Origin of the sequence: Bradyrhizobium sp. ORS 86 (genome assembly GCF_045571475.1) — a bacterium.
Lineage (GTDB): Bacteria > Pseudomonadota > Alphaproteobacteria > Rhizobiales > Xanthobacteraceae > Bradyrhizobium.
Map to the genome: position 1 here is coordinate 6,144,752 of NZ_CP120699.1, position 22,565 is coordinate 6,167,316.

Genomic DNA, 22,565 nt, shown 5'->3' on the forward strand with positions numbered 1-22,565 from the left:
CTTTCCACTGTCCCGCGGGCCTTGTTCGGTGCACTTTAGCGCCTTAGCTTGGCAGGAGATATGCGCGAGCCGCGCGTTTCCTAAGGAACTTGGAAAAAGAGCCAATTTTGCGAATGAAAGCAGCGTTTCTTCCAGATCGGGGCGTGGTCAAGGTCTCCGGCGAGGACGCCCGCAACTTCCTCAACGGCCTCATCACCGCAGACATTGCCGACCTATGCCCGGGGCAGGCCCGGTTCGGTGCGCTGCTGACGCCTCAGGGCAAGATCATCGTCGATTTCCTGATCACGGAGGCACCCACCGGACACAGCGGCGGCTTCCTGATCGACGCGCCGCGTGCGCTCGCCAAGGCCCTCGCCGACAAGCTCGGCTTCTACAAGCTGCGCGCCAAGGTCGTGGTCGAGAACCTCACCGACAGCCTCGGAGTGCTGGCAGCGTGGGATGGTACGCCAACGGTAACGCCTGATCTGGCCTTTGCCGATCCGCGCAACGCGCAGCTCGGCTGGCGCATCCTGATTCCTGAAGAGCTGAAGCAGAAGCTCGCAGATTTGATCGGCGCCGAGCTGGTCGACGGCAGCGCCTACGAGGCGCATCGCATCGCGACCGGCGTGCCGCGCGGCGGGGTCGACTTCACGTATGGCGATGCGTTCCCACATGAGACCAACATGGATCACCTGCACGGCGTCGACTTCGACAAGGGCTGCTATGTCGGCCAGGAAGTGGTCTCGCGCATGCAGCACCGCGGCACGGCGCGTACCCGCACTGTTAAGATCATCCTCGACGGCCCATCGCCCGAGGCGGGCGCAACGATCCTGGCCGGCGACAAGCAGGTCGGCACCATGGGCTCGGCCGCGGGCGAGAGAGGCCTCGCGCTGGTCCGCATCGACCGTGTCGCCGACGCACTCGATGCCGGCCAGCCGCTGACTGCGGGCGGCTTGTCACTTCGCCTCGCCGAGCCTGATGTCGTCCGCATTCCGCCCAAGCAGACCGTCGCATGAGCCGCACCGCACAACTGCATCCGGACGGCAAGACGCGCTGCCCCTGGCCGGGCGAGGACGCCTTCTATGTCGCTTATCACGACAATGAATGGGGCGTGCCGGAGTATGACGACCGCGCCCTTTACGAAAAGCTGATCCTCGACGGCTTCCAGGCCGGCCTCTCCTGGATCACGATCCTGCGCAAGCGCGATAATTTCCGCAAAGCCTTCGACGACTTTCGGCCGGAGAAGATCGCCCGCTACAACGACAAGAAGGTGCACGCGCTGATGAACGACGCGGGCATCGTCCGCAACCGTGCCAAGATCGAGGGCACGATTGCGAGCGCGAAGTCGTATCTGGAGATCATGGAGAAGGGGCCGGGCTTCTCGAAATTCCTGTGGGACTTCGTCGACGGCAAACCGAAGGTCAACGAGTTCAAGACCACCGCGAGCGTGCCGGCCTCGACGCCGGTCTCGATCAAGATCTCCAAGGAGCTCGGCGCACGCGGCTTCAAGTTCGTCGGACCGACGATCGTCTACGCCTTCATGCAGGCAACCGGCATGGTCAACGATCATCTCGTCACCTGCTTCTGCCACCAGACCTGTGGCGGCAAGCACCGCGCACCGCGGCTCAAGACGAAATGACCGCACGCAAATCGACGGAAACCGCGCGCGCCTGGCAGCGGATGCTGTCCGGGCGCCGGCTGGACCTGCTCGACCCCTCGCCGCTCGACATCGAGATCGTGGATATCGCGCACGGGCTCGCGCGCGTCGCGCGCTGGAATGGACAGACCAGCGGCGCGCATATTTTCTCGGTGGCCCAGCATACGCTGTTGGTCGAGGCGGTGATGCGCCAGCAGGCCCCGCGCGTCGATGCCAGCCTCCGCCTAGCGGCGCTGCTGCATGACGCGCCGGAATACGTCATCGGCGATATGATCTCGCCGTTCAAGGCCGTGCTCGGCGGCGACTACAAGGTGGTGGAGAAGCGGCTGCTGTCCGCGATCCATATCCGCTTCGGCCTCCCTGCCGTGCTCGCGGACGAGGTCACCCAGCAGATCAAGGCCGCCGATCGCGGCGCGGCCTATCTGGAAGCGACCCATCTTGCGGGCTTCTCGCAAGGCGAAGCCAAGCGGCTGTTCGGCCGCGACCCCGGACTGCCCGAGGCGACAGAGCGCGACTATCTGACGCCGTGGACGGCAGCCAGGGCCGAAAAGCAGTTCCTCGAGCGCTTCAAGGCGTTGCATGCCTGACCCGGCTGGAGCGACTTTCATCGCCTCCCACACGAGCCTATAATTTGCCGGCGAAGAGTTCCAAGGACCATCATGCTTCACGTCTGCTCACTTGCCGCGCTTCCCGACACGGTCAGGACCACGGGTGCCAGCCATGTGCTCACCGTGATGGCCAATGTCGACCAGGTGCAGCGGCCGCCTTCCGTGCTTCCCGCCAATCATCTGAAAGTGTCGATGGACGACATCACCGAAGCGGTGGACGGCTTCGTCGCACCCAATGAGACGCACATCGAAAAAGTGCTGAGCTTCGTGCGCGGCTGGGATCGCCGCGCACCGATGGTGGTCCACTGCTATGCCGGCATCAGCCGTTCGACCGCAAGCGCATTCGCCGCCGTCTGCGCACTCAATCCGCAGCGCGACGAAATGACCATCGCCCGGCTGATCCGCGAAGCCTCTCCGATCGCGTCCCCCAACCGGCTGATCGTCAGCCTTGCCGACAAGGCGCTGGGACGCGAGGGCCGGATGCTGCGCGCGCTCGATGCGATGGGCCCGGGCAGCATGAGCGTCGAGGGCCGCCCGTTCCGCATCGATGTGGAATAACACGAACCCTCCTCGCCCGATCGCTTGAACTTCCGGCCACTCAGGTTGCACATAATAGGTTGCGACGGGCCGCTGGCTGGCCAAAAGTCCGGCGCGCTTTGCCGGAGGCCCAATGTTCGACTCACCGTTCGACTTCCTGACGCTGGTCATCGCCATCGTCGCGGTCATCTTCGCGCGCAAGGCGCTGAATCAGATTACCGTGTTGCGCGACCGCCTGGACGCGGTCGAAGCCGCGACGGCAGCCGGCGCCCGCCCGCTCACGCCGGCGCCGCCTGAGCAAGCCGAACAGACGCGGCCTGCTGCGCCATCAACTGCACCAATGCCGCCGCCGTTGCCGGAGGCGGCATCGGTTGAGCCCGATGTACAGGATCAGCCGACCGCAAGCGCGCCCGGCGCTGCGCCGACGCCCCTGCCACAGCCGCCGCCCGGCCTGGAGGAGAGATTGGGCACGCGCTGGGTGGTGTGGATCGGCGGCCTGACGCTCGCGCTCGGCGGCTTCTTCATGGTGCGCTACTCGATCGAGGCCGGCCTGCTCGGCCCCGGCGTGCGCACGATGCTCGGCGGACTGTTTGCGCTGGCGCTGCTTGCGGCCGGCGAATGGACGCGACGCAAGGAGAGCATCTCGAGCATCGCGGCGCTGCCGATCGCCAACATTCCGGCGATCCTCACTGCCGCCGGCACCGCGGTGGCGTTCGCCACCGTCTACGCTGCATACGCTCTCTATGACTTCCTCGCACCGGCGAGCGCGTTCATTCTGCTCGGCCTGGTCGCGCTCGGCACGCTCGCCGCCGCGCTGCTGCACGGACCTGCGCTCGCCGGGCTCGGCATCGTCGGCGCCTTCGTTACGCCGATCCTGGTCTCGTCCGACAAGCCCGACTTCTGGTCGCTTTATATCTATCTCGCGATCGTGACCGCGGCGGCATTCGGGCTCGCGCGTATCCGGCTGTGGCGCTGGCTTGCGGTCACGACGATCGTTTTCGCGCTGCTGTGGACCTTCCCCTGCTTGCAATGCGGAGCTGAGATGATCGCGCCGCACGCTTTCCACGTCATCGCGGGCTTCGTGCTGGCCGCGCTGCTCGTGGTCTGCGGCTTCATGTTCGGCCCGGCCAGCGATGGCGAAGCGATCGAGCCGATCTCATCCGCTTCGCTCGCGGCCTACCTGTTCGGCGCCATGATGATCGTGCTGAACAGCGCGCATGCCGACGCCGCCATGATCAGCTTTGCGCTGCTCGTGGCCGGCAGCCTTGTCGTCGGCTGGCGCGCGCCCGCCGCAGCGGGCGCGATCGGCGCCGCGTCAGCATTCGCCTTCATCGTGTTCGGCGAATGGGCGGTCCGCAGCAACGTCGACATGCTGGTGCTGCCGGGCGGAGCGATCCCCGGCATCGGCCCGTCGGCGACCGATGGTTCGGTCTCGCTGCATCTGGTCACTGCGGCGGTCTTCGCGGCCGCGTTCGGCATCGCCGGCTTCCTCGCCCAGATGCGGTTTGCCACGACGAAGATCACGGTGACCTGGGCGGCGACGGCTGTGTTCACGCCGGTCGCGCTGTTGATCGCGCTCTATGCCCGCATCGCGCATCTGGATCGCTCGATCCCGTTCGCCATCCTCGCGGTGCTGCTGGCTGCAATCTACGCTGCCGCAACGGAGGCGCTGACGCGGCGCGGCGAACGGCCGGAGCTCGCTCCCTCGATCGCGCTGTTCGCCACCGGCGCGCTTGCGTCGCTGGCCCTCGCGCTCACCTTCGCACTCGACCGCGGCTGGCTCACCATCGCCCTCGCATTGCTCTCGATGGGTACCGCATGGCTCTCGGTGCGGCGGCCCATCCGGTTCCTGCGCTGGCTCGCGGCGATCCTCGCCGCTGTCGTGGTGCTGCGCATCGGCTATGAACCACGGATCGCCGGTGATGCGGTCGGTACCACGCCGATCTTCAACTGGCTGTTATGGGGCTACGGCATTCCGGCACTGTCGTTCTGGGCGGGCGGCCACTTCCTCCGCCGCAACGGCGACGACGTCCCGCTGCGGATGGTCGAATCCGCCGCCATCCTGTTCACCGTGCTGCTCGCCTTCATGGAGATCCGTCACGCCGTCAACGGCGGCGACATCTATCGCGATACCGCGGGACTGAGCGAGGTGGCGTTACAGGTCAGCGTGGCGCTTGCAATGGCGATCGGGCTGGAGCGTCTGCGGCTCCGCAGCGGCAGCGTCGTGCACAATGTCGGCGCCATCCTGCTGACTGCGTTCGCCGCGTTCGGCACCGTGTTCGGACTGCTGGGGCTGGAGAACCCGATGCTGTGGTCCGAGAATGTCGGCGGCAGCTTCATCAACCTGCTGCTGCTCGGTTATGCGCTGCCCGCCGTGCTGGCGCTGCTGTTGTCCTACGCCGTGGCCGGGCATCGTCCCGCGAGCTACGGCAACACCATCGCCGCCGGCGCGTTGATCCTCGCGCTCGCCTACGTGACCTTTGAAATCCGCCGGCTCTATCACGGACCGTTGCTGACCTACGGCGAGACCACCGACGCGGAGCAATACACTTATTCGATCGCCTGGCTGATGTTCGGCGTCGCGTTGCTCGGTATCGGCATTCTCGTGAACTCGCAGCGCGCGCGGCTGGCGTCCGCTGTCGTGATCGGACTGACCGTCCTGAAGGCGTTTCTGGTCGACATGTCGACGCTGACCGGCGTCTACCGCGCGCTGTCGTTCATGTGTTTGGGCATCGTGCTGGTCGCGATCGGCTGGCTCTACCAGCGCATCCTGTTCCGCAGGCAGGCTCCGCCGCCTATTCCACTGGCAGAGGGATAGGCGGAGCGATGCAGCGCGGCGAACGTCAGTCGACGGATTCCGCAACGAGGCGGATCCTGAACACGGGCTTGCGGCCTTCGTCGAGCAACTCCATGTGCCACTCGCTGTTCTGCTTGAGATTGCGCGAGATACTGCCAAGGAAGTTGCTGCAGACTTTCGTCATCTCGGCCCAGGCCATGTCCCGATTCTCGAACTCTGTCGCCTGATCGGAGGCGCCGGCATATTCGCCGTGGCTGATCCTGAAAAAATACTGCGCCATAAACTCTACTCAAATGCGTGGGCCAACGTCCGGGCTTTCGGCGGACGTTGGACATTGAGTAGCTACCAACGCATGACGGCCGCCATCCGTATGACTACGGCTTGGCGGCCGACCTTGGTCCCGGCGCGAAGATCAACTTGTGGGATTACTCGGTCGAGCGACGCAGCTCGGGCGGGCTCTCGCTCTTCGCCGGCTCTGCCTTGGGCTCGGATTTGACCGGCTCGAGCTTGTTGCTCTGAACCCGCGGCGTTTCCACGCGTGCCGTCACCTCGGTTTGCGACGCGTCGGCTGAACGCGTCTGCTCCACCCGACGATGCGAACGCGGCCGCGCCACCGCGCGCGCCATCAGCATCTGATGGCCACCCTGATGGTGAAAGTCGCAATAGGCAAAGCCCAATCCGGAGACCGAGCCGCGGAACGAGCGATCGTCCTGCTTGTCGAGATTGAAGCAAGGCTCGAACGGCAGCCCCTTCAACGAGGCGCAAACGCTCTGGCCACGGATCTGCAGCGTGTTACCCGGCAGTCGCACGTGCCGGATCGGCCCGGAGCCGGAGAACTGGATCGAACCCGCCGCACCCATGTCGTCGAGAATGCGGCCGGCGCCGCGGGTGCCATCGAAACAGGTGAAGGCGAACACCTTGCCGGCGACGAATTTGCGGGCCTCGTCGGCGTTCATCATACCTGCGAACGCCGGCATGACCATCGCTCCGGCCGTGACGGCCCCCAACATCAAACGCGCAAGCATGCAGCTACTCCAACTTACGAGCGCGGGCTCCCGCTCCTTATATTCGCACGATCCTCGCACAGGTGCCGTCGACATCTGCGCGAGGCCCCCAGATCATGCTGTAGGTCTCTTTACCCGCTGCTTACCATACCAACAGTGGCAACATTGGAGCAGCTTGGTTGGTAAAGTCTGAACGCGCTCAGACTATTTTTACCACGATGCGGCCGCGGACCTGGCCGCCGAGAATTTTCGGACCGTAGGCAGCGACCTCGTCCAAGGCGATTTCGTGAGTAATATCAGCCAGTTTTGCCTTATCCAGATCGCTCGCAAGGCGGCGCCAGGCGGTCCTTCGCAACTCGATCGGGCACATCACGGAATCGATGCCGAGAAGGCACACTCCCCGCAAAATGAACGGCGCGACCGAGGTCGGCAGGTCCATCCCGGCCGCCAGACCGCAAGCCGCAATGGCGCCGCCGTAGCGGGTCATGGAGAGCAGATTCGCCAGCGTGGTCGATCCGACGCTGTCCACACCGCCGGCCCAGCGCTCCTTCGCCAGCGGCTTCGCCGGACCCGAGAGTTCGGCGCGATCGATCACCTCGGACGCGCCGAGGCCCTTCAGATAGCCGGCCTCGGACATCCGTCCGGTCGACGCGACAACGTGGTAGCCGAGCTTCGAGAGCACGGCGGTCGCGACCGAGCCGACGCCGCCGGCGGCGCCGGTCACCGCAACCGGGCCACTCTTTGGCGTGAGGCCGTGCCTCTCCAGCGCCAACACCGACAGCATCGCGGTATAGCCCGCGGTGCCGATCGCCATCGCATCCCGCGCCGAGATGCCGTCCGGCAGACGCACCAGCCAGTCGCCCTTGACGCGGGCCTTCTCCGCGTACGCGCCGAGATGGGTCTCGCCCATGCCCCAGCCGTTGCAGACGACCTTGTCGCCCGCCTTCCAGTCCGGATGGCTGGATTGCTCGACGGTGCCCGCGAAATCGATGCCTGCGATCATCGGGAACCGGCGCACCACTGGCGCCTTGCCGGTCAGCGCGAGGCCGTCCTTGTAGTTCAACGTCGACCACTCGACCCGCACCGTGACGTCGCCGTCCATCAGCTCGGCTTCGTCGAATTGCGTGAGCGCGGCGGTGGTACCTTTATCCGCCTTGTCGATCCTGATTGCCTTGAACGTTGCCACGATGTGCACTCCCGAAATCCCTTAGGTTCGGGGCATGTTTAACCCATCAGGCAGGCTGCGCAACCGGGCGCGCGACCGGGGCTTCGACGATCGGCAGGTTGATCAGCGCCGACAGCACGCCGAACAGGATCGAAAGCCACCAGACCGGCGTGTAGGAACCGTACTGCTCGAACACCACGCCGCCGAGCCAGACGCCGAGGAAGCCGCCGACCTGATGGCTGACAAAGGCGAAGCCGTAGAGCGTGGAGAACCAGCGCGTGCCGAACATCAACGCCACCAGCGCCGAGGTCGGCGGCACGGTGGACAGCCAGGTGACGCCCGAGATCGCGCCGAACGCGATCGCCGAGAATGTCGTGATCGGGAATGAGATGAAGGCGACGGTCGCAAGTGCGCGGGTGAAATAGATCGCCGACAGCACATAGCGCTTCGGGACGTAGTTCTGCAGCCAGCCGACACCGAGCGAGCCGATGATGTTGAACAAACCGATCGCTGCAACCACCCAGCCGCCGGTCGATGCCGGAATGCCGCGATCCGCAAGATACGCCGGCAGATGAATGGTCACGAACGCGAGCTGGAAGCCGCAGGTGAAGAAGCCCAGCACCAGCAGCACGTAGGAGCGATGGCCGAAGGCTTCGGCGAGCGCGGTCTTGAACGATTGCTGGTCAGCGGCCGGGACATTGCCGCTTTCGGCGGGCGGCGTCGCCAGCGCCAGCGACAGCGGCAGGATCAACAGCATCAGTGCGCCGAACACGACAAGCGCGGTCTGCCAGCCGAAATTGTCGATCAAGGCGACGCCGAACGGCGCGAACAGGAATTGGCCAAACGAGCCGGCGGCGGTGCCGGCGCCGAGCGCGATGCCGCGCCGCTCGGGCGGCAGCAGCTTGCTGAAGGCGGCCAGCACCAGGTTGAACGACGAGCCCGACAGGCCGAACCCGATCAGCACGCCGGCGCTGAAATCGAGCGACAGCGGCGTCGTCGAGTAGCGCATCAACAATAGGCCGGCGGCATAGAGCAAGGCGCCGATGATCATCACGCGCAGCAGGCCGAAGCGATCGGCGATCGCGCCGGCGACCGGCTGGCCCAACCCCCACAGCAGGTTCTGAAACGCGATGGCGAGGCCGAAGATGTCACGGCCCCAGCCGAATTCACGGCTCATCGGCTGTACGAAGAAACCGAGGCTGGAGCGCGGGCCGAAGCTGAGCAGCGCGATCGCGCAGCCGCAGACGATGATCACCAGCGGCGTGCGCCACGTGCTGGACGCCGGACGAAGGTCTCCGGTGGTTACAGCCATCTGGTCTCTCCCCCGAACTGCCCGTGCACCGCGCCGGCCGTGCGAAACGTTACAGGGAGTTAATGCACCTGCATGGAAACCCCAAGGGGCCCCCGGAGAAAAATTTTCGCCTGCAGGCCAGCTCTGCAGAATCGGAAAGCATGACGACCGTCATTCCGAAGCGCCAACGTCGCGAACCCCGGATGCGCGAGCGCATCCGAGGTCTGGCCCTTCGAGCCATCCCGGAACGACGTTGTGAAGATATCCGCTACCGTTTCGCGCTGGCCTGCTCGGCCGAGCTCTGCGCGGCTTCGGCGAGCTCGGCCGAGATTTCGGCGGTTTCCGCCGCATTGCCCCACTTCGGCGCATCGCTGCCATCGCCCCAGGCGCGCGGGCGATAGAAGGTGTGAACACCGAATTTGTATGTCTTCTTCATCTCGCTGACCCAGGACGGCCGCACCCAATAGGCATGGTAGTGCGTCGACCGGTTGACCTCGGGCAGCCACAGCTTGCCGTCGAGCATCGCCTTGGCGATCTTCTTCGCGCGATCCCACATGTCGGGCTCGCGGACGACGTCGGGAATGTTGTCGCAGGCGAAGGTGAACTGGCAGGCGAAGTGCCGGTTCTTGTTCTGGTAGACCACGCCGCACACGGTCTCCGGATATTTGCCGGAGAAGACCCGGTTCATCACCACTTGAGCGACCGCGATCTGGCCGCGCACGGCTTCGCCGCGGGCTTCGAAATAGACCGCTTCCGCAAGGCACTTCTCAGACTTGGCGCGCGACTTCGCGTCGAACAGGCCGAGCCGCTCGGCCGGCGTCTTGGCGCGCTGGTTGTCGGCGTTGACCTCGCCCTTCGGGGCGATGCTTTCGCCCATCTCGGCGGCCTTGACCGGACCGTCGGCATCGACCGGCAGTGATGCCATCACCTTCATATCCGGATCCGGCGCGGCGGGCGTTACGATGACAGGCTCCTCACCCGGCAGCCAGCGCTCGATGCTCTCCGGCGAGCCGAGCGACGAGCCGAAGAACAGGCTCGCGGTCTGGAACGAGAAAGGATCGCTTGGCGGCGTCGCGGCGGTGGCGGATGGCTGCGCGGCGGGTGCGGGCTTCAGGTCGTCGAGCGGATCGGCCTCGAGCGACAACGACACATCGTATTGCGGCGGCGGCGATGTCGAATATTGCGGCAATGGCGGCGCACGCAGCGCCTCCTGCAATTCGGGATCAAGCGGCGCGTTCTCGGCGGGCACCTGGTCCGCCGTCTTCATGCCCCTGACCGACCCATTCGAGGTTGCGGGGTCCTCGTGCGACGGGGCCGCGTTGGACGGTGCGGCCGGATCGGGCTTGGTGATGACGAGGCGATCGCCCTTCAGCGTGCGATCGACCTTGGGAAAATCGGCGGCCTGGTAGCGCGGCGGGGGAGCCGCGATCGGATTGCGCGTCACCGCGCGGCCGATGTCGATGCCCTGATTGTCGAGCCGTGCGAGCAGAAGCGTTGGCGCTTGCGGCAGGGACGTTCCGATCGGACGGCCGAAGCTGTAGGTGGCGACCTGGATCGAGCCGAGGCCGGACGCGAACACGCGCTTCTGCCAGCGCTCCGCGACGCCCGGCTGGCGGGCGAGCAGCGAGGCGATATCCTGATATCCGGTCTCGGTCGGCATCAGGGCGAAGATGCTGAGACCGAGGCCGAAGAGCGCAAGCCGAGCGCTCTTCGGCTGGTTACGCAACACAAACATCGTACGCTCACGCAACGCTGACAGAGTGTGATCGAAGCGGCGAATGCGCGCAATTCGATCCTTTTTGTAGCTAACCTGTTTAGGTTGCCGCCGAGTTAATCGGCGTTGCTCGCGCGCTACACTCAAGTCATCGCAGGCTGTTTGCAGGTCACTTCGCGCGGCTTGGTAAATGCGCAGCGCATGAAAGTCGTAAACAGCAGGTCAACGAAGATGGTGAACAAAGTGTTGAAGACGCAGCGACGGCCAACACAACCGCCATTGCGAGCTGGGACGGGCGTGAAGTCGTCGACCCGCTTTGAGCGAAGGTGGGTGAGTGCACTGGACCGAACTTGATCTGGCACTCACCCACTTCTTCCTAGAGAGCGGAACGAAATGCACGGCTCGGACAAATCATGTTGCGAGAATGCGGATGCACATTCTCTCTCAGTCGTCATGGCCCGCCACCGGGTCGCGCGAACGCGCGCCCGATGACAGGCTCCGGCGGGCCATCCAGTACGCCGCGGCCTCTCGGTTCAAGCATCGCCCTCTCTGGAATACTGGATCACCCGCATGCGCGGGTGATGACACCGCGCTGTTCGACACGTGAACTTGGACCTGCCCCCGTCATTGCGGGTTCGGACCGGCGTGAAGCCGCCGACCTGGAACTCACGCACTTTCTTCCTAGAAGTCAACGGCTCGCAATGACGACATTTGCTGAAGCACCCGACAAACAAAATGGCCGGGACTGGTCCCGGCCATTGCACTCTCTGAACTGCGTGATCGCTTACGCCTGGCTCGCGATCGGCTTGCCGAGTGCGGCCTGCGCCGCGGCGAGGCGTGCGATCGGCACGCGATAGGGCGAGCACGAGACGTAGTCGAGGCCGACCTCGTGGCAGAACGCCACCGAGGCGGGATCGCCGCCGTGCTCGCCGCAGATGCCGACCTTCAGGCTCGGCCGCGTCTTGCGGCCGCGGGTGACGCCGATCCTGACGAGTTCACCGACGCCGTCGCGATCGACCGAGATGAACGGATCGATCTCGAGAATGCCCTTGGCGACATAGGTGCCGAGGAAGCTCGCCGCGTCGTCGCGGCTGATGCCGTAGGTGGTCTGCGTCAGGTCGTTGGTGCCGAACGAGAAGAATTCAGCGGTCTCCGCCACCTGGCCGGCCATCAGGCAGGCGCGCGGCAGCTCGATCATAGTGCCGACCTGATAGCTCAGCTTGACGCCGGTCTCCTTCATCACCGCATTGGCGGTCGCATCGATGCGCGCCTTGACGAGATCGAACTCGGCCTTGGTCGCGATCAGCGGCACCATCACCTCGAGGCCGACGGCCTTGCCGGTGCGCTTGCCGGCCTCGACCGCCGCCTCGAAGATCGCGCGCGCCTGCATCTCGGCGATCTCCGGATAGGCGATCGCAAGACGGCAGCCGCGGAAGCCGAGCATCGGGTTGAACTCCGACAGTTCGCGAGCGCGGTCGGCGAGCTTGCGCGGATCGGTGTTCATGGCGCGCGCCACTTCCTCGATCTCGGCCTGCGTATGCGGCAGGAACTCGTGCAGCGGCGGATCGAGCAAGCGGATCGTGACGGGCAGGCCCTTCATGATCTCGAACAGCTCGACGAAGTCGGCGCGCTGCATCGGCAGCAGCTTCGACAGCGCCGCGCGGCGCGACTGCTCGTCCTCGGAGAGGATCATCTCGCGCACGGTGCGGATGCGGGTCTCCTCGAAGAACATGTGCTCGGTGCGGCAGAGGCCGATGCCTTCGGCGCCGAACTTCACCGCGGTGCGCGCGTCATCGGGCGTATCGCCGTTGACGCGGACGCCGAGCTTGCGGACCTGGTCGGCCCAACCCATCAGCGTGCCGAACTCGCCGGACAGCTCCGGCTCGATCATCGGCATGCGCCCGGCCAGCACCTGGCCAAGCGAACCGTCGATGGTGATGACGTCGCCGGTCTTGAAGGTGCGCTGACCCACGCTCATGGTGCCGCGGCCATAGTCGATGCGGATGGTGCCGCAGCCGGAGACGCAGGGCTTGCCCATGCCGCGCGCGACCACCGCCGCGTGCGAGGTCATGCCGCCGCGCGTGGTCAGGATGCCTTCGGCGGCGTGCATGCCGTGAATGTCTTCCGGGCTGGTCTCGATCCGGACCAGGATGACCTTGCGCCCGTCGGCCTGCAACTTGGCGGCTTCGTCGGACGAGAACACGATCTCGCCCGAGGCGGCGCCGGGCGATGCCGGCAGGCCGGTCGCGATCACGTCGCGCTTGGCAGCGGGATCGATAGTCGGGTGCAAAAGCTGGTCGAGCGAGGCCGGATCGATCCGCGTCACCGCGTCCTTCTTGGAGATCAGTCCTTCATTGGCGAGCTCGACGGCGATGCGAAGCGCCGCCTTCGCGGTGCGCTTGCCGCCGCGAGTCTGCAGCATCCACAGCTTGCCTTGCTCGACCGTGAACTCCATGTCCTGCATGTCGCGGTAGTGCTTCTCGAGCAGCGTGTAGATCCGCGTCAGCTCCTTGAACGCGTCGGGCATCGCGACTTCCATCGACGGCTTGTCGGAGCCGGATTCCTGGCGCGCTTCCTCGGTGATGTCCTGCGGCGTGCGGATGCCTGCGACGACGTCCTCGCCCTGCGCGTTGATCAGGAATTCGCCGTAGAGCTTGCTCTCGCCGGTCGAGGGGTTGCGCGTGAATGCGACGCCGGTTGCCGACGTCTCGCCCATGTTGCCGAACACCATCGCCTGCACGTTGACGGCGGTGCCCCATGACTCCGGAATGTCATGCAGCTTGCGGTAAGTCACCGCGCGCGCATTCATCCAGGATGAAAACACCGCGCCGATCGCGCCCCACAACTGATCGTGCGGATCCTGCGGGAAGTCGTGGCCGGTTTCCTTGGCCACCGCTTCCTTGTACTTGCCGACCAGTTCGACCCAGTCGTCGCCGGAAAGATCGGTGTCGAGCGAATAGCCCTGGCTGTCCTTGAAGGTGTCGAGGATGTCCTCGAAGTGATGATGCTCGAAGCCGAGCACCACGTCCGAGTACATCGTGATGAAGCGACGATAGCTGTCATAGGCGAAGCGACGGTCGCCGGAGAGCTCGGCGAGCGCTTCGACGGTCTGGTCGTTGAGGCCGAGGTTGAGCACGGTGTCCATCATGCCCGGCATCGAGGCGCGCGCGCCGGAGCGGACCGAGACGAGCAGCGGGTTCTTCGGGTCGCCGAACGACTTGCCGGTCAGCTTGCCAACATAGTCGAGCGCCTTCTCGACCTGCGCCTTCAACTCCTTCGGATAGGTCTTGTCGTGCTCGTAGAAATAGGTGCAGACCGAGGTCGGGATCGTGAAGCCGGGCGGCACCGGCAGGCCGAGATTGGCCATTTCCGCGAGATTGGCGCCCTTGCCGCCGAGCAGATCGCGCAAGGTCGCCTGGCCCTCGGCCTTGCCGTCACCGAACGTATAGACCCACTTGCCCGCCTTGATTGCAGCAGGCGACGTCTTCGCGGAGGCCGCCTTGCTGGCGGGCTTTGCCGCCGGCTTGGCGACAGCTTTCGGCGCCGCCTTGGCGGCGCTCTTCTTCAGAACCTTGCGTGCCTGCGGCGCGGCCTTGCGGGCCGGCACGGAGGGCTTTGATTTCGCTGCTATTTTCTTGGACTTCGCGACGGCTTTGGCCATGTCAGACAACAATCCGAAAAGAGGGGTCGAAGATGCGCGCTTACACCATTTTGAGGGGTCCCGCGCAAGCCGCGAAACCCCGCTTTCCCGCTACATGTGGAGCCAGCGCAGCAGGCCCATTCCAACCAATCCGATGAAGATAAGGTAGATGGCGACGATGAAGTTCAGGAGCCGCGGCATGATCAGGATCAAGATGCCCGCGACCAAAGCCACGATGGCAGGCACATGCGCAGCGGTGATGACCATTGAAGTTTCTCCGGCTGGTTTTTGGAAGTTCGAATCGAGGATGGCAGTTTATCGGCTGGCGATGTGCCGACATCAAGACGCCCGAGGCGCCAATGGGTTCCCGTAACCCACGAAATTTACTCCAAAATACCGCGTATATGACGGTGATTTCTCCGGAACATCGCCACACCCGATGCATTGGCTCCAATGTGCGTCGGCGAAGGCCGGCGTGATGCAGCGTGAAAAATTGGAGAGAGCCATGCGAAACAGAATCCTTACCGTTGCGGCCGTTGCTGCTGCGATCACGGTGCCGCCTGTTGCCGCACAGGCCCAGACTGTCGGTGTCACCCGCGGTGGTCCTCCTGTCGCAGTCGAGAGTGACGGAGGGATCGCGGTCGAGCAACGTCCCGCGTTCCGCGAATACATCGTGCGCGAGCGCGTGCCGGATTACACCATCCCAGATCGCGTCGCGGTTGGTACCGTGTTGCCGGAAGCCGGCGTGACCTATTACGACGTACCGCAGCGGTTCGGCGCAACGCCCTATCGCTACACCGTCGTGAACGGCGAGACCGTGCTGGTCGAGCCGCGCTCGCGTCGCATCGTTCAGGTGATCGACTAATGGCATGATCCGGATCTGGAGGGCCGCGTCAGCAGAGAGTGGCGCACGGCCTTCCGATCGGGACCATGTTCGAGGATAGCCTGAACGATCAGTCCGGGCGCCGCGCAAGCGGATGTGCGCGAAGATCGACCGGACCCGAAGGCCCCGTCTGGCCTCCCCTCCAGACGGGGTCTTTCTGTTCCGTTGCGCGATGCCGCTTTACGACTTGAGGAGCGAGAGCAGCGTCGAAGTCGACTTGTAGTTCTTGATCGCGGCGTCCTGGAAGTCCGGCGTCCAGTTGGTCGCCTGCCGTTCCTCAGCGCTCATCGAGGAATACTGCTTGAGGATGCCGAGACTGAACTGGCGCGGATCGCCGGCGGACATGCTCTGCTTCAGCGCGTCGAGCACCGCCAGACGGGTCCGCGTGTTGAGTTCCTGCTTGGCCGCGTAGATTTCCTCTACGGAAAACTTCTGGTCCTGGTTCAGCGAGATCGCCGAGAGCGAGCGGTTGTCGAGCGCGGACAGATCGGCGAGTTGTCCCGTCTTGCGCCTGGGATCGTAGACCAGTTCCTTGCCATTGCTTGCCGCCTCGCTCTTCTGGCGGTCGAGAAACGCGCGGACGTCGCCCGCGACGCTGCTGAAATCGCGGCTGTTGCCTTTCGCAGGAGGCGTGTTGCCCGCGAGCGCCGCCGCGATCGGGTCCCCCGTGATTCCCGACGGCGCTGTGGTCGGATCCTGCTGCGTCGCCTGGTAGCCTTTGAGAACCGCCGCGCGCTGGCTGGCCCAAATTGCCGTCGCCTTCTCTTCCGGACTTGCACCATCGAGATAATCGAGCGCCGCCTTGTAGGCGACACTGTAGTCGCCGGTCAGGCGGGCGGTTGCAAGCGAAGGCGCCAGCGCCGCGTCGAAGCGCTGCTTCAACTCGCCGGCCGCGACCGCCTGCTCGTCCGGCGTGAACTTGCCGCCATTGTTGGTCGAGATCGCAAACAGCGAGCGGCGGTCCAGTGAGGAGAGGTCGATGCTTGTCTTGCCGTCGACGATCGGGCCTTTCACGCCGGCGACGGTGTAGAGCCGGTCGAGCGTGATGCGCGCGTCGCTCGTGACCGTCGCGAAGTCGGGCAGCGGCGCCTTGGCAAGCTGGGCGCGGGCGGCATCCGACAGTGTCAGCGTGGTCGCCGGGCTGGACGTCGAGAGATCGCCGGCGGTGCCGTCGCCTGACAGCGTCGCGGCAAGCGACGGCACAGCCGCCGCCCGCGCGTAGGCCGAGCCGTATTGAGCGTAGGGATTGAGCGCGGTGCCGATCGAGGTCACGGTTGATATCCCTGCATTGGCGCGCGGGAGCGATGTCTTAAGAAATCGTTGATCCGATGAGACCTTGGCAGGGCATGGTTAACAGATTGCAAATTATTTCTGAATATTTCCGTCCCGCTCGGGGCCGACCTCGTATTTGTCGACCACCCAGGCATGGCGGCGCTGTACGTAGACCGATTGCGAGGGAGCTGGAAAATCAGGATCCGCGAATGCGCCGACCGCGACGGCGACGAGATCGGGCGCGCGACCGGGCTCCCAGTAGACCGACGAGCCGCAGGTCGGGCAGAAGTGAAAGACCACCGGGAAACCACTGTCGCCCGTGCGCGTGTACTCCCGCGTCTCGCCTTGCAGCTCCACATCGGCGCGGCCGAAGAAGGCAGCGACGCCGTAAGGGCTGCCGGTCCGCTTTTGACATTCGAGACAATGGCACTGCGAGATTCTCACGGGCTCGCGGCGACAGGTCACGCGGAGCCGTCCGCAGGCGCATGTCGCGAGCCTCGTCATGATGGCCCTCCCTTGCTGGCTACCAGCCGGTGAATCCGCTTACCCGAGGACACGCTGACCAGTTCCTCATCGAGCAACAATGGCGCCGGTCCGAGCTCGGCCCGCACCTCGGCCGCATCGAACGCCGCATAGAGCCGCCCGTGCACATCGCGCAGGTCAGCACCGTCAGTCACGCGCCAACTGAGATAGAAGATGCCGCCGGGCTTCACGATCTCGAGCATGCGGCGAACCGACGGCGCGATCAGCGCGCGATCGAGATGCATGATCACGGTCTCGCACAGCACGTTGTCGAAGCTGCCCGACTCGATGCCGCGCAGCTCGGGCAGTTCGGCACGGGCAAAGCGCAATTGCGGATAGCGCGCGCGTGCCTCAGCGAGCAGGCCCTCGGAGGCGTCATAGCCTTCGGCCGGGAAGCCGTTGGCATTCAGCCACGCCACCTCGCGGCCGCTGCCGCAGCCGATATCGGCGGTCGAGCCGCCCCTGGTAAAGAAGCGCGCGACGATCTCTTGCAGGTCGACCGGCGCCGGCTGCTGGTGCCAGTCCTGCGCGAACGCCACCGCCTCCTTGTCGTAAGCGGCAAGCGTTGCGCGGTCCATGATCAGCCCTCGATCCTGGAGAAGTCGGCCACCGCACGTGTCGCGGCGCGGATCTCGTTGAGCAGCTTCAGGCGGTTTTCGCGAACTTTCGGGTCATCGTCGTTGACCTTGACCTTGTCGAAGAACGCGTCGACCGCCGGACGCAGCTTTGCCATCGCGCTCATCGCGGCGGCGAAATCCTCTCTTGCGACTGCGGCGGAGGCTTCGCTCTTGGCCTGATCGATCGCCTTCGCCAGCGCCTTCTCCTCATCGAGCCTGTACAGCGCCGCATCCGGCGCACCGTCGAAGCTGCGCTTGTCCCGCTTCTCCTCGATCGCAAGGATGTTGCTGGCACGTTTTGTCCCCGCGAGCAGGTTCATGCCGTCGTCGCTGTCGAGGAATTTTCCGAGCGCCTCGACGCGGCGAACCACGAGCAGCAGATCGTCCTGGCCGCCGAGCGAAAACACGGCATCGACGAGATCGTGACGCGCGCCCTGCTCGCGAAGCTGCACCTTCAGGCGGTCGGCGAAGAAGGCGCCAAGGTCCGCGGCGAGACGGTCCATTCCAAGCTTTGCAAAAGGTTCATCTTGCAGTTGCTGCCGAGCCATGGAAACAGCGGACTTAGTCCGCGCAGGCTCGTGAGGGGCGTCTTCGAACAAAAATGGAACCACGACGAGTTCAAGAGACTTCAGCCTGCGTTCAAATTCAGCATAGGCAGAAGCCCGTGCGTCGTGCACTTCCCGATCGTCATCGCCACCCAGATCAGGATTTCCTATTTGTTCCATCCCAATTTCTTCGAGATGGCTCGCGACAAACCCATCGCTATTGAGCAAGACCAAATATCGAGCGTCGTTCCACTCAGACTTGCCGTCCTCAATTTGTGGATTCCAACGTCGCGCAAGCCACAGATATCCAGAATCAGGCCGGAAACTGAAGTACAACAGCAACGTGAGGGCAGACGAGAAGAGAGTGCCTAGCGGAAGGCGCGAGCCGTTAGTCAATATCAGCCTGATCACGCCTAGCGCCGCGCGACGCAGCGCGTACGGGTCCTTCGATCCCGTCGGCTTCTCATCGATCGCCCAGAAGCCCACCAGCGTGTCGAGCTTGTCCGCCAACGCCACCGCGACGCTCACCGGGTCGGTCGGCACACGATCGGTCGGTCCCTGCGGCTTCCAGTGCTCTTCGCTTGCAGTGGCGACCGAGGCATCCTCGCCCTGCGCCAGTGCGTAATACTTGCCCATCAGGCCCTGCAGCTCGGGGAATTCGCCGACGACTTCCGTCAGCAAGTCCGCCTTCGCAAGGTGCGCGGCGCGCTTGGTCTTCTCGACATCGGCGCCGACCAGCGGCGCGATCTCGGCGGCGAGCCGCTCGATCCGCTTGATCCGTGCGGCCTGCGTGCCGAGTTTCTCGTGGAACACGATCTGGTCGAACTTCGGCAGCCGGCTCTCGAGCTTGGTCTTCAGGTCGGTCTCGTAGAAGAACTTGGCATCCGAGAGCCGCGCGCGGATCACGCGCTCGTTGCCGCCGATGATGGTCTTGCCGTCGTCGCTCGCCTCGATGTTGGCGGTCAGGATGAACTTGTTGGCGAGCTTACCCGTCTTAGGGTCGCGCACCACGAAGCATTTCTGGTTGTTGCGGATGGTGGCGCGGATCACCTCGTCAGGGATCGACAGGAACTCCTTGTCGAACGAGCCCATCAGCACGATCGGCCATTCGACGAGGCCGGAGACCTCGTCGAGCAGCACCTGGTCCTCGACCAGCTCATAGCCCTGCGCGAAGGCCAATTGCTTCGCATCGGTCAGAATGGCGTCCTTGCGCCGCTCCGGATCGACCACGACCTTGGCGTCGAGCAGCTTCGCCTCATAGTCCTCGAAACGGCGCACCGAGATCGGACCGGGCGCCATGAAGCGATGGCCATAGGTGGTCTGCCCGGCCTCGATGCCGTCGACGACGAACTTGACGACGTCGGGCTCCTCGGTCTCGAGCCCAAAGGTCGCGGTGATCGCATGGAGCGGACGCACCCAGGTGAGCGAACCTGATTTGGCCGAGCGCGCGCCCCAGCGCATCGATTTCGGCCAGGGGAAGGTGCGGATGATCACCGGCAAAATTTCGGCGATGACATCGATCGCGGCACGGCCCGGCTTTTCGATCAGCGCGATGTAGAAGTCGCCCTTCTTGTCGCTCTGGATTTTTGCCTCGCTGATCGAGGCTAGGCCGGTGGCCTTCAGGAAGCCCTGGATCGCGGGCTCGGGACCGCCGACGCGCGGACCGCGGCGCTCTTCCTTCAGGTCGGGCTGGCGTGTGGGGATGCCATGCACGGTCAGCGCCAGCCGACGTGGGGTGGCAAACGCCTTGGCGCCCTCGTAGACGAGGCCTTCGGCGACAAGCTTGTCGGTCACCATGCGGCGCAGATCGTCCGCCGCCTTGGCCTGCATGCGCGCGGGGATTTCTTCGGAAAACAGTTCGAGGAGAAGATCGGGCATCAGACCGCCCTGCCCGCTTCGGTGTGAACCCACGCCTCGCCGCAGGCCTTCGCCAGCTCGCGCACGCGCATGATGTAGCTCTGCCGCTCGGTCACCGAGATGACGCCGCGGGCGTCGAGCAGGTTGAACACATGGCTCGCCTTGATGCACTGGTCATAGGCCGGCAAGGCCATCAGATGTTCCTTTTGGTTGCTGCTCGGGTTCTTGGAGTTTTCTTGCCAGCCGGCGGCGAGATATTTCTTGCAGGCGTCCTCCGCCATCCTGAACTGCTCGAACAGCATCGCGGTGTCGGCGTATTCGAAATTGTGCCGCGAATATTCCTGCTCGGCCTGCAGGAAGACGTCGCCATAGGTGACCTTCTCCGCGCCCTCGCGGCCGTTGAAGTTCAAGTCATAGACGCGGTCGACGCCCTGCACATACATCGCCAGACGCTCGAGCCCGTAAGTGAGCTCGCCGGCCACCGGTGCGCATTCGACGCCAGCGACCTGCTGGAAATAGGTGAACTGCGACACTTCCATGCCGTCGCACCAGCATTCCCAGCCGAGGCCCCAGGCGCCCAGCGTCGGGCTCTCCCAGTCGTCCTCGACAAAGCGGATGTCGTGAACAGCGGAATCGATGCCGATTGCGGCGAGCGACTTCAGGTACAGGTCCTGGAGGTTCGGTGGCGACGGCTTCATGATCACCTGGAACTGGTAATAGTGCTGCATCCGGTTAGGATTTTCGCCGTAACGGCCGTCCTTGGGCCGCCGCGAGGGCTGCACATAGGCCGCATTCCAGGGCTTCGGTCCCAGCGCGCGCAGGGTGGTGGCGGGATGGAAGGTGCCGGCACCCATTTCCATGTCATAGGGCTGCAGAATGACGCAGCCCTGCTCGGCCCAGAAGCGCTGGAGAGCAAGGATGAAGCCCTGGAACGAACGTTCCGGGCGCATGTGATCAGGCAGGGCGTCCATCGTCAGTACAGATCTCGCGAGGGGGTGAAGCGCGCGGGACCGTATCGGCGACGGCCAATGGAATCAAGGCGATGGGAGTTGTTTCGGCCACCTCTTACCTCGCCCCGCTCGCGGGGAGAGGTCGAATTCGCGCAGCGCGAATTTCGGGTGAGGGGGATTCTCCGCGCGTTCCGGTCTATCGAATTTGCGGAAACAGCCCCTCACCCAACCCTCAAAGAGCGACCTACGCTCGTCTCGCCCCCGCAAGGGCGGGGCGAGGGAGATTCATACTTCAGCCCGGGCGATAGGCCCCGGTCACGGGGTCGCGGCGCAGGGTTTTGATTTCGCTCGCACGCGCGGCTTCGGCCACGCGGGCCAGCCGCGCCTCTTCCAGTTCCTGGTTGATCCGCACGGCCGTCCTGTAGGCCCATCGGACCACGGCCAGGCCACCCAGGACGCCTGCAAATGCGATCAGCGGCGGCATCGGTCGATCCTTGTCGTTCACGTCGGTCAGGCCCCCAATGACCGGTATTCTCCCCTAACGCGGCCTGCGCCGCAATCGCACTTTTAGGGCTAAATGGCGCGCTCAATTCCACGTGTTCAGAACCCAAATCTGGCCCAAATCGCCCTGGTTTCCAATGCCGAGATCACTTCGTCCGGCAGGCCGCCGAATCCGTCCAGCGCCGCCAGCGACCCTGCCCCCGGCGCCCGGCGACCGAGCAGGCCGGACAGCAGGCCGCTCGAGGGCGCGATCACCGGGGTCAGCACCTTGTCGCCATAGCGGGCACGCAGCGTCGCGCGCAGATCGCCGATGCCGTCGGCGAGCCCAAGGCCAAGCGCGGTCTCGCCCGCCCAGTATTCGCCGCTGAACAGCACATCGTCGGCGCCCTTCAGGCGGCCGCCGCGGCTCTGCCGGACCAGCGCGATGAAGATCGCGTGAATCTCGCGCTGGATCGCCTTGAGGCGCGCCACATCGTCGGGGTTCTCGGGCAGGAACGGATCCAGCATCGCCTTGTGGCTGCCCGCGGTATAAAGCCGCCGCTCCACCCCGATCTTCTTGATCAATCCATCGAGACCGAAACTGCCGCCGACCACGCCGATCGACCCCAGGATCGAGGACGGGTCGCAATAGATCTCGTCGCCGGCGCAGGCGATCATGTAGCCGCCGGAGGCCGCCACGTCCTCGACGAACACCAGCACCGGCAGCTTCTTCTCCGCGGCCAATTGGCGGATGCGCAGATAGATCTGCCGCGACTGCACCGGCGAGCCGCCCGGCGAGTTGATCACCAGCGCCACCGCCTTGGCATTCCGCATGCCGAAGGCGCGCTCCAGCAGCTTGGCGACGCCGGCAAGGGTCAGGCCCGGCCGCAGCGGCGTCACCGCGCCGATCACGCCGGATAACCGCACCACCGGCACGACGGCGACGCCGCGCCTGAACCGCACCGGAAGCATGTCCTGCATCCGCTCGACGAGTCCCGGCTTCGCTGCGCGATCACTTGTTTGTTCACTCATGCCGTTACCTCAGAT

General features: G+C 64.8%; 20 protein-coding genes. 6 read left to right on the plus strand and 14 right to left on the minus strand.

What is annotated here, in order from left to right:
* Nucleotides 1-113 precede the first annotated feature (113 nt).
* From P6U25_RS28335 to P6U25_RS28355, 5 genes are all read left to right on the plus strand, one after another.
* On the plus strand, nucleotides 114-995 hold the full coding sequence (locus P6U25_RS28335) for a YgfZ/GcvT domain-containing protein (protein ID WP_407148057.1): 882 nt from the start codon (nucleotides 114-116) through the stop codon (nucleotides 993-995).
* Nucleotides 992-1,618 carry a DNA-3-methyladenine glycosylase I gene (locus P6U25_RS28340; RefSeq protein WP_407148058.1) on the plus strand — a complete coding sequence of 209 codons (627 nt, stop codon included), beginning with the start codon at nucleotides 992-994 and terminating at the stop codon, nucleotides 1,616-1,618. Before P6U25_RS28335 ends, P6U25_RS28340 begins: the two co-directional genes overlap by 4 nt.
* On the plus strand, nucleotides 1,615-2,223 hold the full coding sequence (locus P6U25_RS28345) for a hydrolase (RefSeq protein WP_407148059.1): 609 nt from the start codon (nucleotides 1,615-1,617) through the stop codon (nucleotides 2,221-2,223). Before P6U25_RS28340 ends, P6U25_RS28345 begins: the two co-directional genes overlap by 4 nt.
* Before the next feature lie 72 nt (nucleotides 2,224-2,295).
* The gene (locus P6U25_RS28350) at nucleotides 2,296-2,802 is read left to right on the plus strand and encodes a tyrosine phosphatase family protein (RefSeq protein WP_407148060.1); all 507 of its coding nucleotides are present in this window, start codon (nucleotides 2,296-2,298) and stop codon (nucleotides 2,800-2,802) included.
* Between the two features lie 112 nt (nucleotides 2,803-2,914).
* A complete protein-coding gene (locus tag P6U25_RS28355) occupies nucleotides 2,915-5,599 on the plus strand; it encodes a DUF2339 domain-containing protein (RefSeq protein ID WP_407148061.1) in 2,685 nt (894 codons plus the stop codon).
* Nucleotides 5,600-5,624: 25 nt separating this feature from the next.
* On the opposite strand, the gene P6U25_RS28360 is transcribed toward P6U25_RS28355, so the two are convergent.
* The 7 genes from P6U25_RS28360 to P6U25_RS28390 all read right to left on the minus strand — a co-directional run bounded on the left by P6U25_RS28360 (nucleotide 5,625) and on the right by P6U25_RS28390 (nucleotide 14,659).
* The gene (locus tag P6U25_RS28360) at nucleotides 5,625-5,858 is read right to left on the minus strand and encodes a DUF6894 family protein (RefSeq protein ID WP_407148062.1); all 234 of its coding nucleotides are present in this window, start codon (nucleotides 5,856-5,858) and stop codon (nucleotides 5,625-5,627) included.
* Nucleotides 5,859-6,003: 145 nt separating this feature from the next.
* Complete coding sequence (locus P6U25_RS28365) at nucleotides 6,004-6,603, minus strand: hypothetical protein (RefSeq protein ID WP_407148063.1); 600 nt, start codon at nucleotides 6,601-6,603, stop codon at nucleotides 6,004-6,006.
* A gap of 178 nt (nucleotides 6,604-6,781) precedes the next feature.
* Nucleotides 6,782-7,768: an MDR family oxidoreductase gene (locus P6U25_RS28370; protein WP_407148064.1), complete on the minus strand. Its 987-nt coding sequence runs from the start codon at nucleotides 7,766-7,768 to the stop codon at nucleotides 6,782-6,784.
* Nucleotides 7,769-7,814: 46 nt separating this feature from the next.
* Nucleotides 7,815-9,059 carry an MFS transporter gene (locus P6U25_RS28375; protein ID WP_407148065.1) on the minus strand — a complete coding sequence of 415 codons (1,245 nt, stop codon included), beginning with the start codon at nucleotides 9,057-9,059 and terminating at the stop codon, nucleotides 7,815-7,817.
* Nucleotides 9,060-9,306: 247 nt separating this feature from the next.
* Complete coding sequence (locus tag P6U25_RS28380; protein ID WP_407148066.1) at nucleotides 9,307-10,773, minus strand: cell wall hydrolase; 1,467 nt, start codon at nucleotides 10,771-10,773, stop codon at nucleotides 9,307-9,309.
* A gap of 763 nt (nucleotides 10,774-11,536) precedes the next feature.
* Complete coding sequence (gene ppdK / locus P6U25_RS28385; protein ID WP_407148067.1) at nucleotides 11,537-14,413, minus strand: pyruvate, phosphate dikinase; 2,877 nt, start codon at nucleotides 14,411-14,413, stop codon at nucleotides 11,537-11,539.
* A gap of 90 nt (nucleotides 14,414-14,503) precedes the next feature.
* Nucleotides 14,504-14,659 (minus strand): DUF3096 domain-containing protein, encoded by a 156-nt coding sequence (locus P6U25_RS28390; protein WP_407148068.1) that lies wholly within the window; start codon nucleotides 14,657-14,659, stop codon nucleotides 14,504-14,506.
* Between the two features lie 238 nt (nucleotides 14,660-14,897).
* Here P6U25_RS28390 and P6U25_RS28395 point away from each other — a divergent pair, with 238 nt between their 5' ends.
* On the plus strand, nucleotides 14,898-15,257 hold the full coding sequence (locus P6U25_RS28395; RefSeq protein ID WP_407148069.1) for a DUF1236 domain-containing protein: 360 nt from the start codon (nucleotides 14,898-14,900) through the stop codon (nucleotides 15,255-15,257).
* A 198-nt stretch (nucleotides 15,258-15,455) separates the two neighbouring features.
* Here the strand turns inward: P6U25_RS28395 and P6U25_RS28400 are convergent, their stop codons facing one another.
* The 7 genes from P6U25_RS28400 to P6U25_RS28430 all read right to left on the minus strand — a co-directional run bounded on the left by P6U25_RS28400 (nucleotide 15,456) and on the right by P6U25_RS28430 (nucleotide 22,550).
* Nucleotides 15,456-16,547: a hypothetical protein gene (locus tag P6U25_RS28400; protein ID WP_407148071.1), complete on the minus strand. Its 1,092-nt coding sequence runs from the start codon at nucleotides 16,545-16,547 to the stop codon at nucleotides 15,456-15,458.
* A gap of 93 nt (nucleotides 16,548-16,640) precedes the next feature.
* Entirely contained in the window at nucleotides 16,641-17,051 is a 411-nt protein-coding gene (locus P6U25_RS28405) for a GFA family protein (protein ID WP_407148072.1), read from the minus strand.
* Complete coding sequence (locus tag P6U25_RS28410; RefSeq protein WP_407148073.1) at nucleotides 17,048-17,647, minus strand: class I SAM-dependent methyltransferase; 600 nt, start codon at nucleotides 17,645-17,647, stop codon at nucleotides 17,048-17,050. The genes P6U25_RS28405 and P6U25_RS28410 overlap by 4 nt, the downstream gene beginning before the upstream one ends.
* A 2-nt stretch (nucleotides 17,648-17,649) precedes the next feature.
* The gene (glyS, locus tag P6U25_RS28415) at nucleotides 17,650-20,109 is read right to left on the minus strand and encodes a glycine--tRNA ligase subunit beta (protein WP_407148074.1); all 2,460 of its coding nucleotides are present in this window, start codon (nucleotides 20,107-20,109) and stop codon (nucleotides 17,650-17,652) included.
* The gene (locus P6U25_RS28420) at nucleotides 20,109-21,059 is read right to left on the minus strand and encodes a glycine--tRNA ligase subunit alpha (protein WP_407148075.1); all 951 of its coding nucleotides are present in this window, start codon (nucleotides 21,057-21,059) and stop codon (nucleotides 20,109-20,111) included. The genes glyS and P6U25_RS28420 overlap by 1 nt, the downstream gene beginning before the upstream one ends.
* A gap of 271 nt (nucleotides 21,060-21,330) precedes the next feature.
* On the minus strand, nucleotides 21,331-21,522 hold the full coding sequence (locus P6U25_RS28425) for a hypothetical protein (protein ID WP_280976225.1): 192 nt from the start codon (nucleotides 21,520-21,522) through the stop codon (nucleotides 21,331-21,333).
* Between the two features lie 116 nt (nucleotides 21,523-21,638).
* Nucleotides 21,639-22,550, minus strand: a complete 912-nt coding sequence (locus tag P6U25_RS28430; protein ID WP_407148076.1) for a S49 family peptidase — start codon at nucleotides 22,548-22,550, stop codon at nucleotides 21,639-21,641.
* Nucleotides 22,551-22,565: the final 15 nt, after the last annotated feature.

Bases quoted from the DNA above. Each gene is read 5' to 3' on its own strand.
- P6U25_RS28360 (WP_407148062.1), bottom strand. From the start codon at position 5,858: ATGGCGCAGTATTTTTTCAGGATCAGCCACGGCGAATATGCCGGCGCC.
- P6U25_RS28340 (WP_407148058.1), top strand. From the start codon at position 992: ATGAGCCGCACCGCACAACTGCATCCGGACGGCAAGACGCGCTGCCCC.
- P6U25_RS28335 (WP_407148057.1), top strand. From the start codon at position 114: ATGAAAGCAGCGTTTCTTCCAGATCGGGGCGTGGTCAAGGTCTCCGGC.
- glyS (WP_407148074.1), bottom strand. From the start codon at position 20,109: ATGCCCGATCTTCTCCTCGAACTGTTTTCCGAAGAAATCCCCGCGCGC.
- P6U25_RS28390 (WP_407148068.1), bottom strand. From the start codon at position 14,659: ATGGTCATCACCGCTGCGCATGTGCCTGCCATCGTGGCTTTGGTCGCG.
- P6U25_RS28365 (WP_407148063.1), bottom strand. From the start codon at position 6,603: ATGCTTGCGCGTTTGATGTTGGGGGCCGTCACGGCCGGAGCGATGGTC.
- P6U25_RS28345 (WP_407148059.1), top strand. From the start codon at position 1,615: ATGACCGCACGCAAATCGACGGAAACCGCGCGCGCCTGGCAGCGGATG.
- P6U25_RS28405 (WP_407148072.1), bottom strand. From the start codon at position 17,051: ATGACGAGGCTCGCGACATGCGCCTGCGGACGGCTCCGCGTGACCTGT.
- P6U25_RS28350 (WP_407148060.1), top strand. From the start codon at position 2,296: ATGCTTCACGTCTGCTCACTTGCCGCGCTTCCCGACACGGTCAGGACC.
- P6U25_RS28355 (WP_407148061.1), top strand. From the start codon at position 2,915: ATGTTCGACTCACCGTTCGACTTCCTGACGCTGGTCATCGCCATCGTC.
- P6U25_RS28395 (WP_407148069.1), top strand. From the start codon at position 14,898: ATGCGAAACAGAATCCTTACCGTTGCGGCCGTTGCTGCTGCGATCACG.
- P6U25_RS28410 (WP_407148073.1), bottom strand. From the start codon at position 17,647: ATGGACCGCGCAACGCTTGCCGCTTACGACAAGGAGGCGGTGGCGTTC.
- P6U25_RS28420 (WP_407148075.1), bottom strand. From the start codon at position 21,059: ATGGACGCCCTGCCTGATCACATGCGCCCGGAACGTTCGTTCCAGGGC.
- P6U25_RS28380 (WP_407148066.1), bottom strand. From the start codon at position 10,773: ATGTTTGTGTTGCGTAACCAGCCGAAGAGCGCTCGGCTTGCGCTCTTC.
- ppdK (WP_407148067.1), bottom strand. From the start codon at position 14,413: ATGGCCAAAGCCGTCGCGAAGTCCAAGAAAATAGCAGCGAAATCAAAG.
- P6U25_RS28425 (WP_280976225.1), bottom strand. From the start codon at position 21,522: ATGCCGCCGCTGATCGCATTTGCAGGCGTCCTGGGTGGCCTGGCCGTG.
- P6U25_RS28430 (WP_407148076.1), bottom strand. From the start codon at position 22,550: ATGAGTGAACAAACAAGTGATCGCGCAGCGAAGCCGGGACTCGTCGAG.
- P6U25_RS28375 (WP_407148065.1), bottom strand. From the start codon at position 9,059: ATGGCTGTAACCACCGGAGACCTTCGTCCGGCGTCCAGCACGTGGCGC.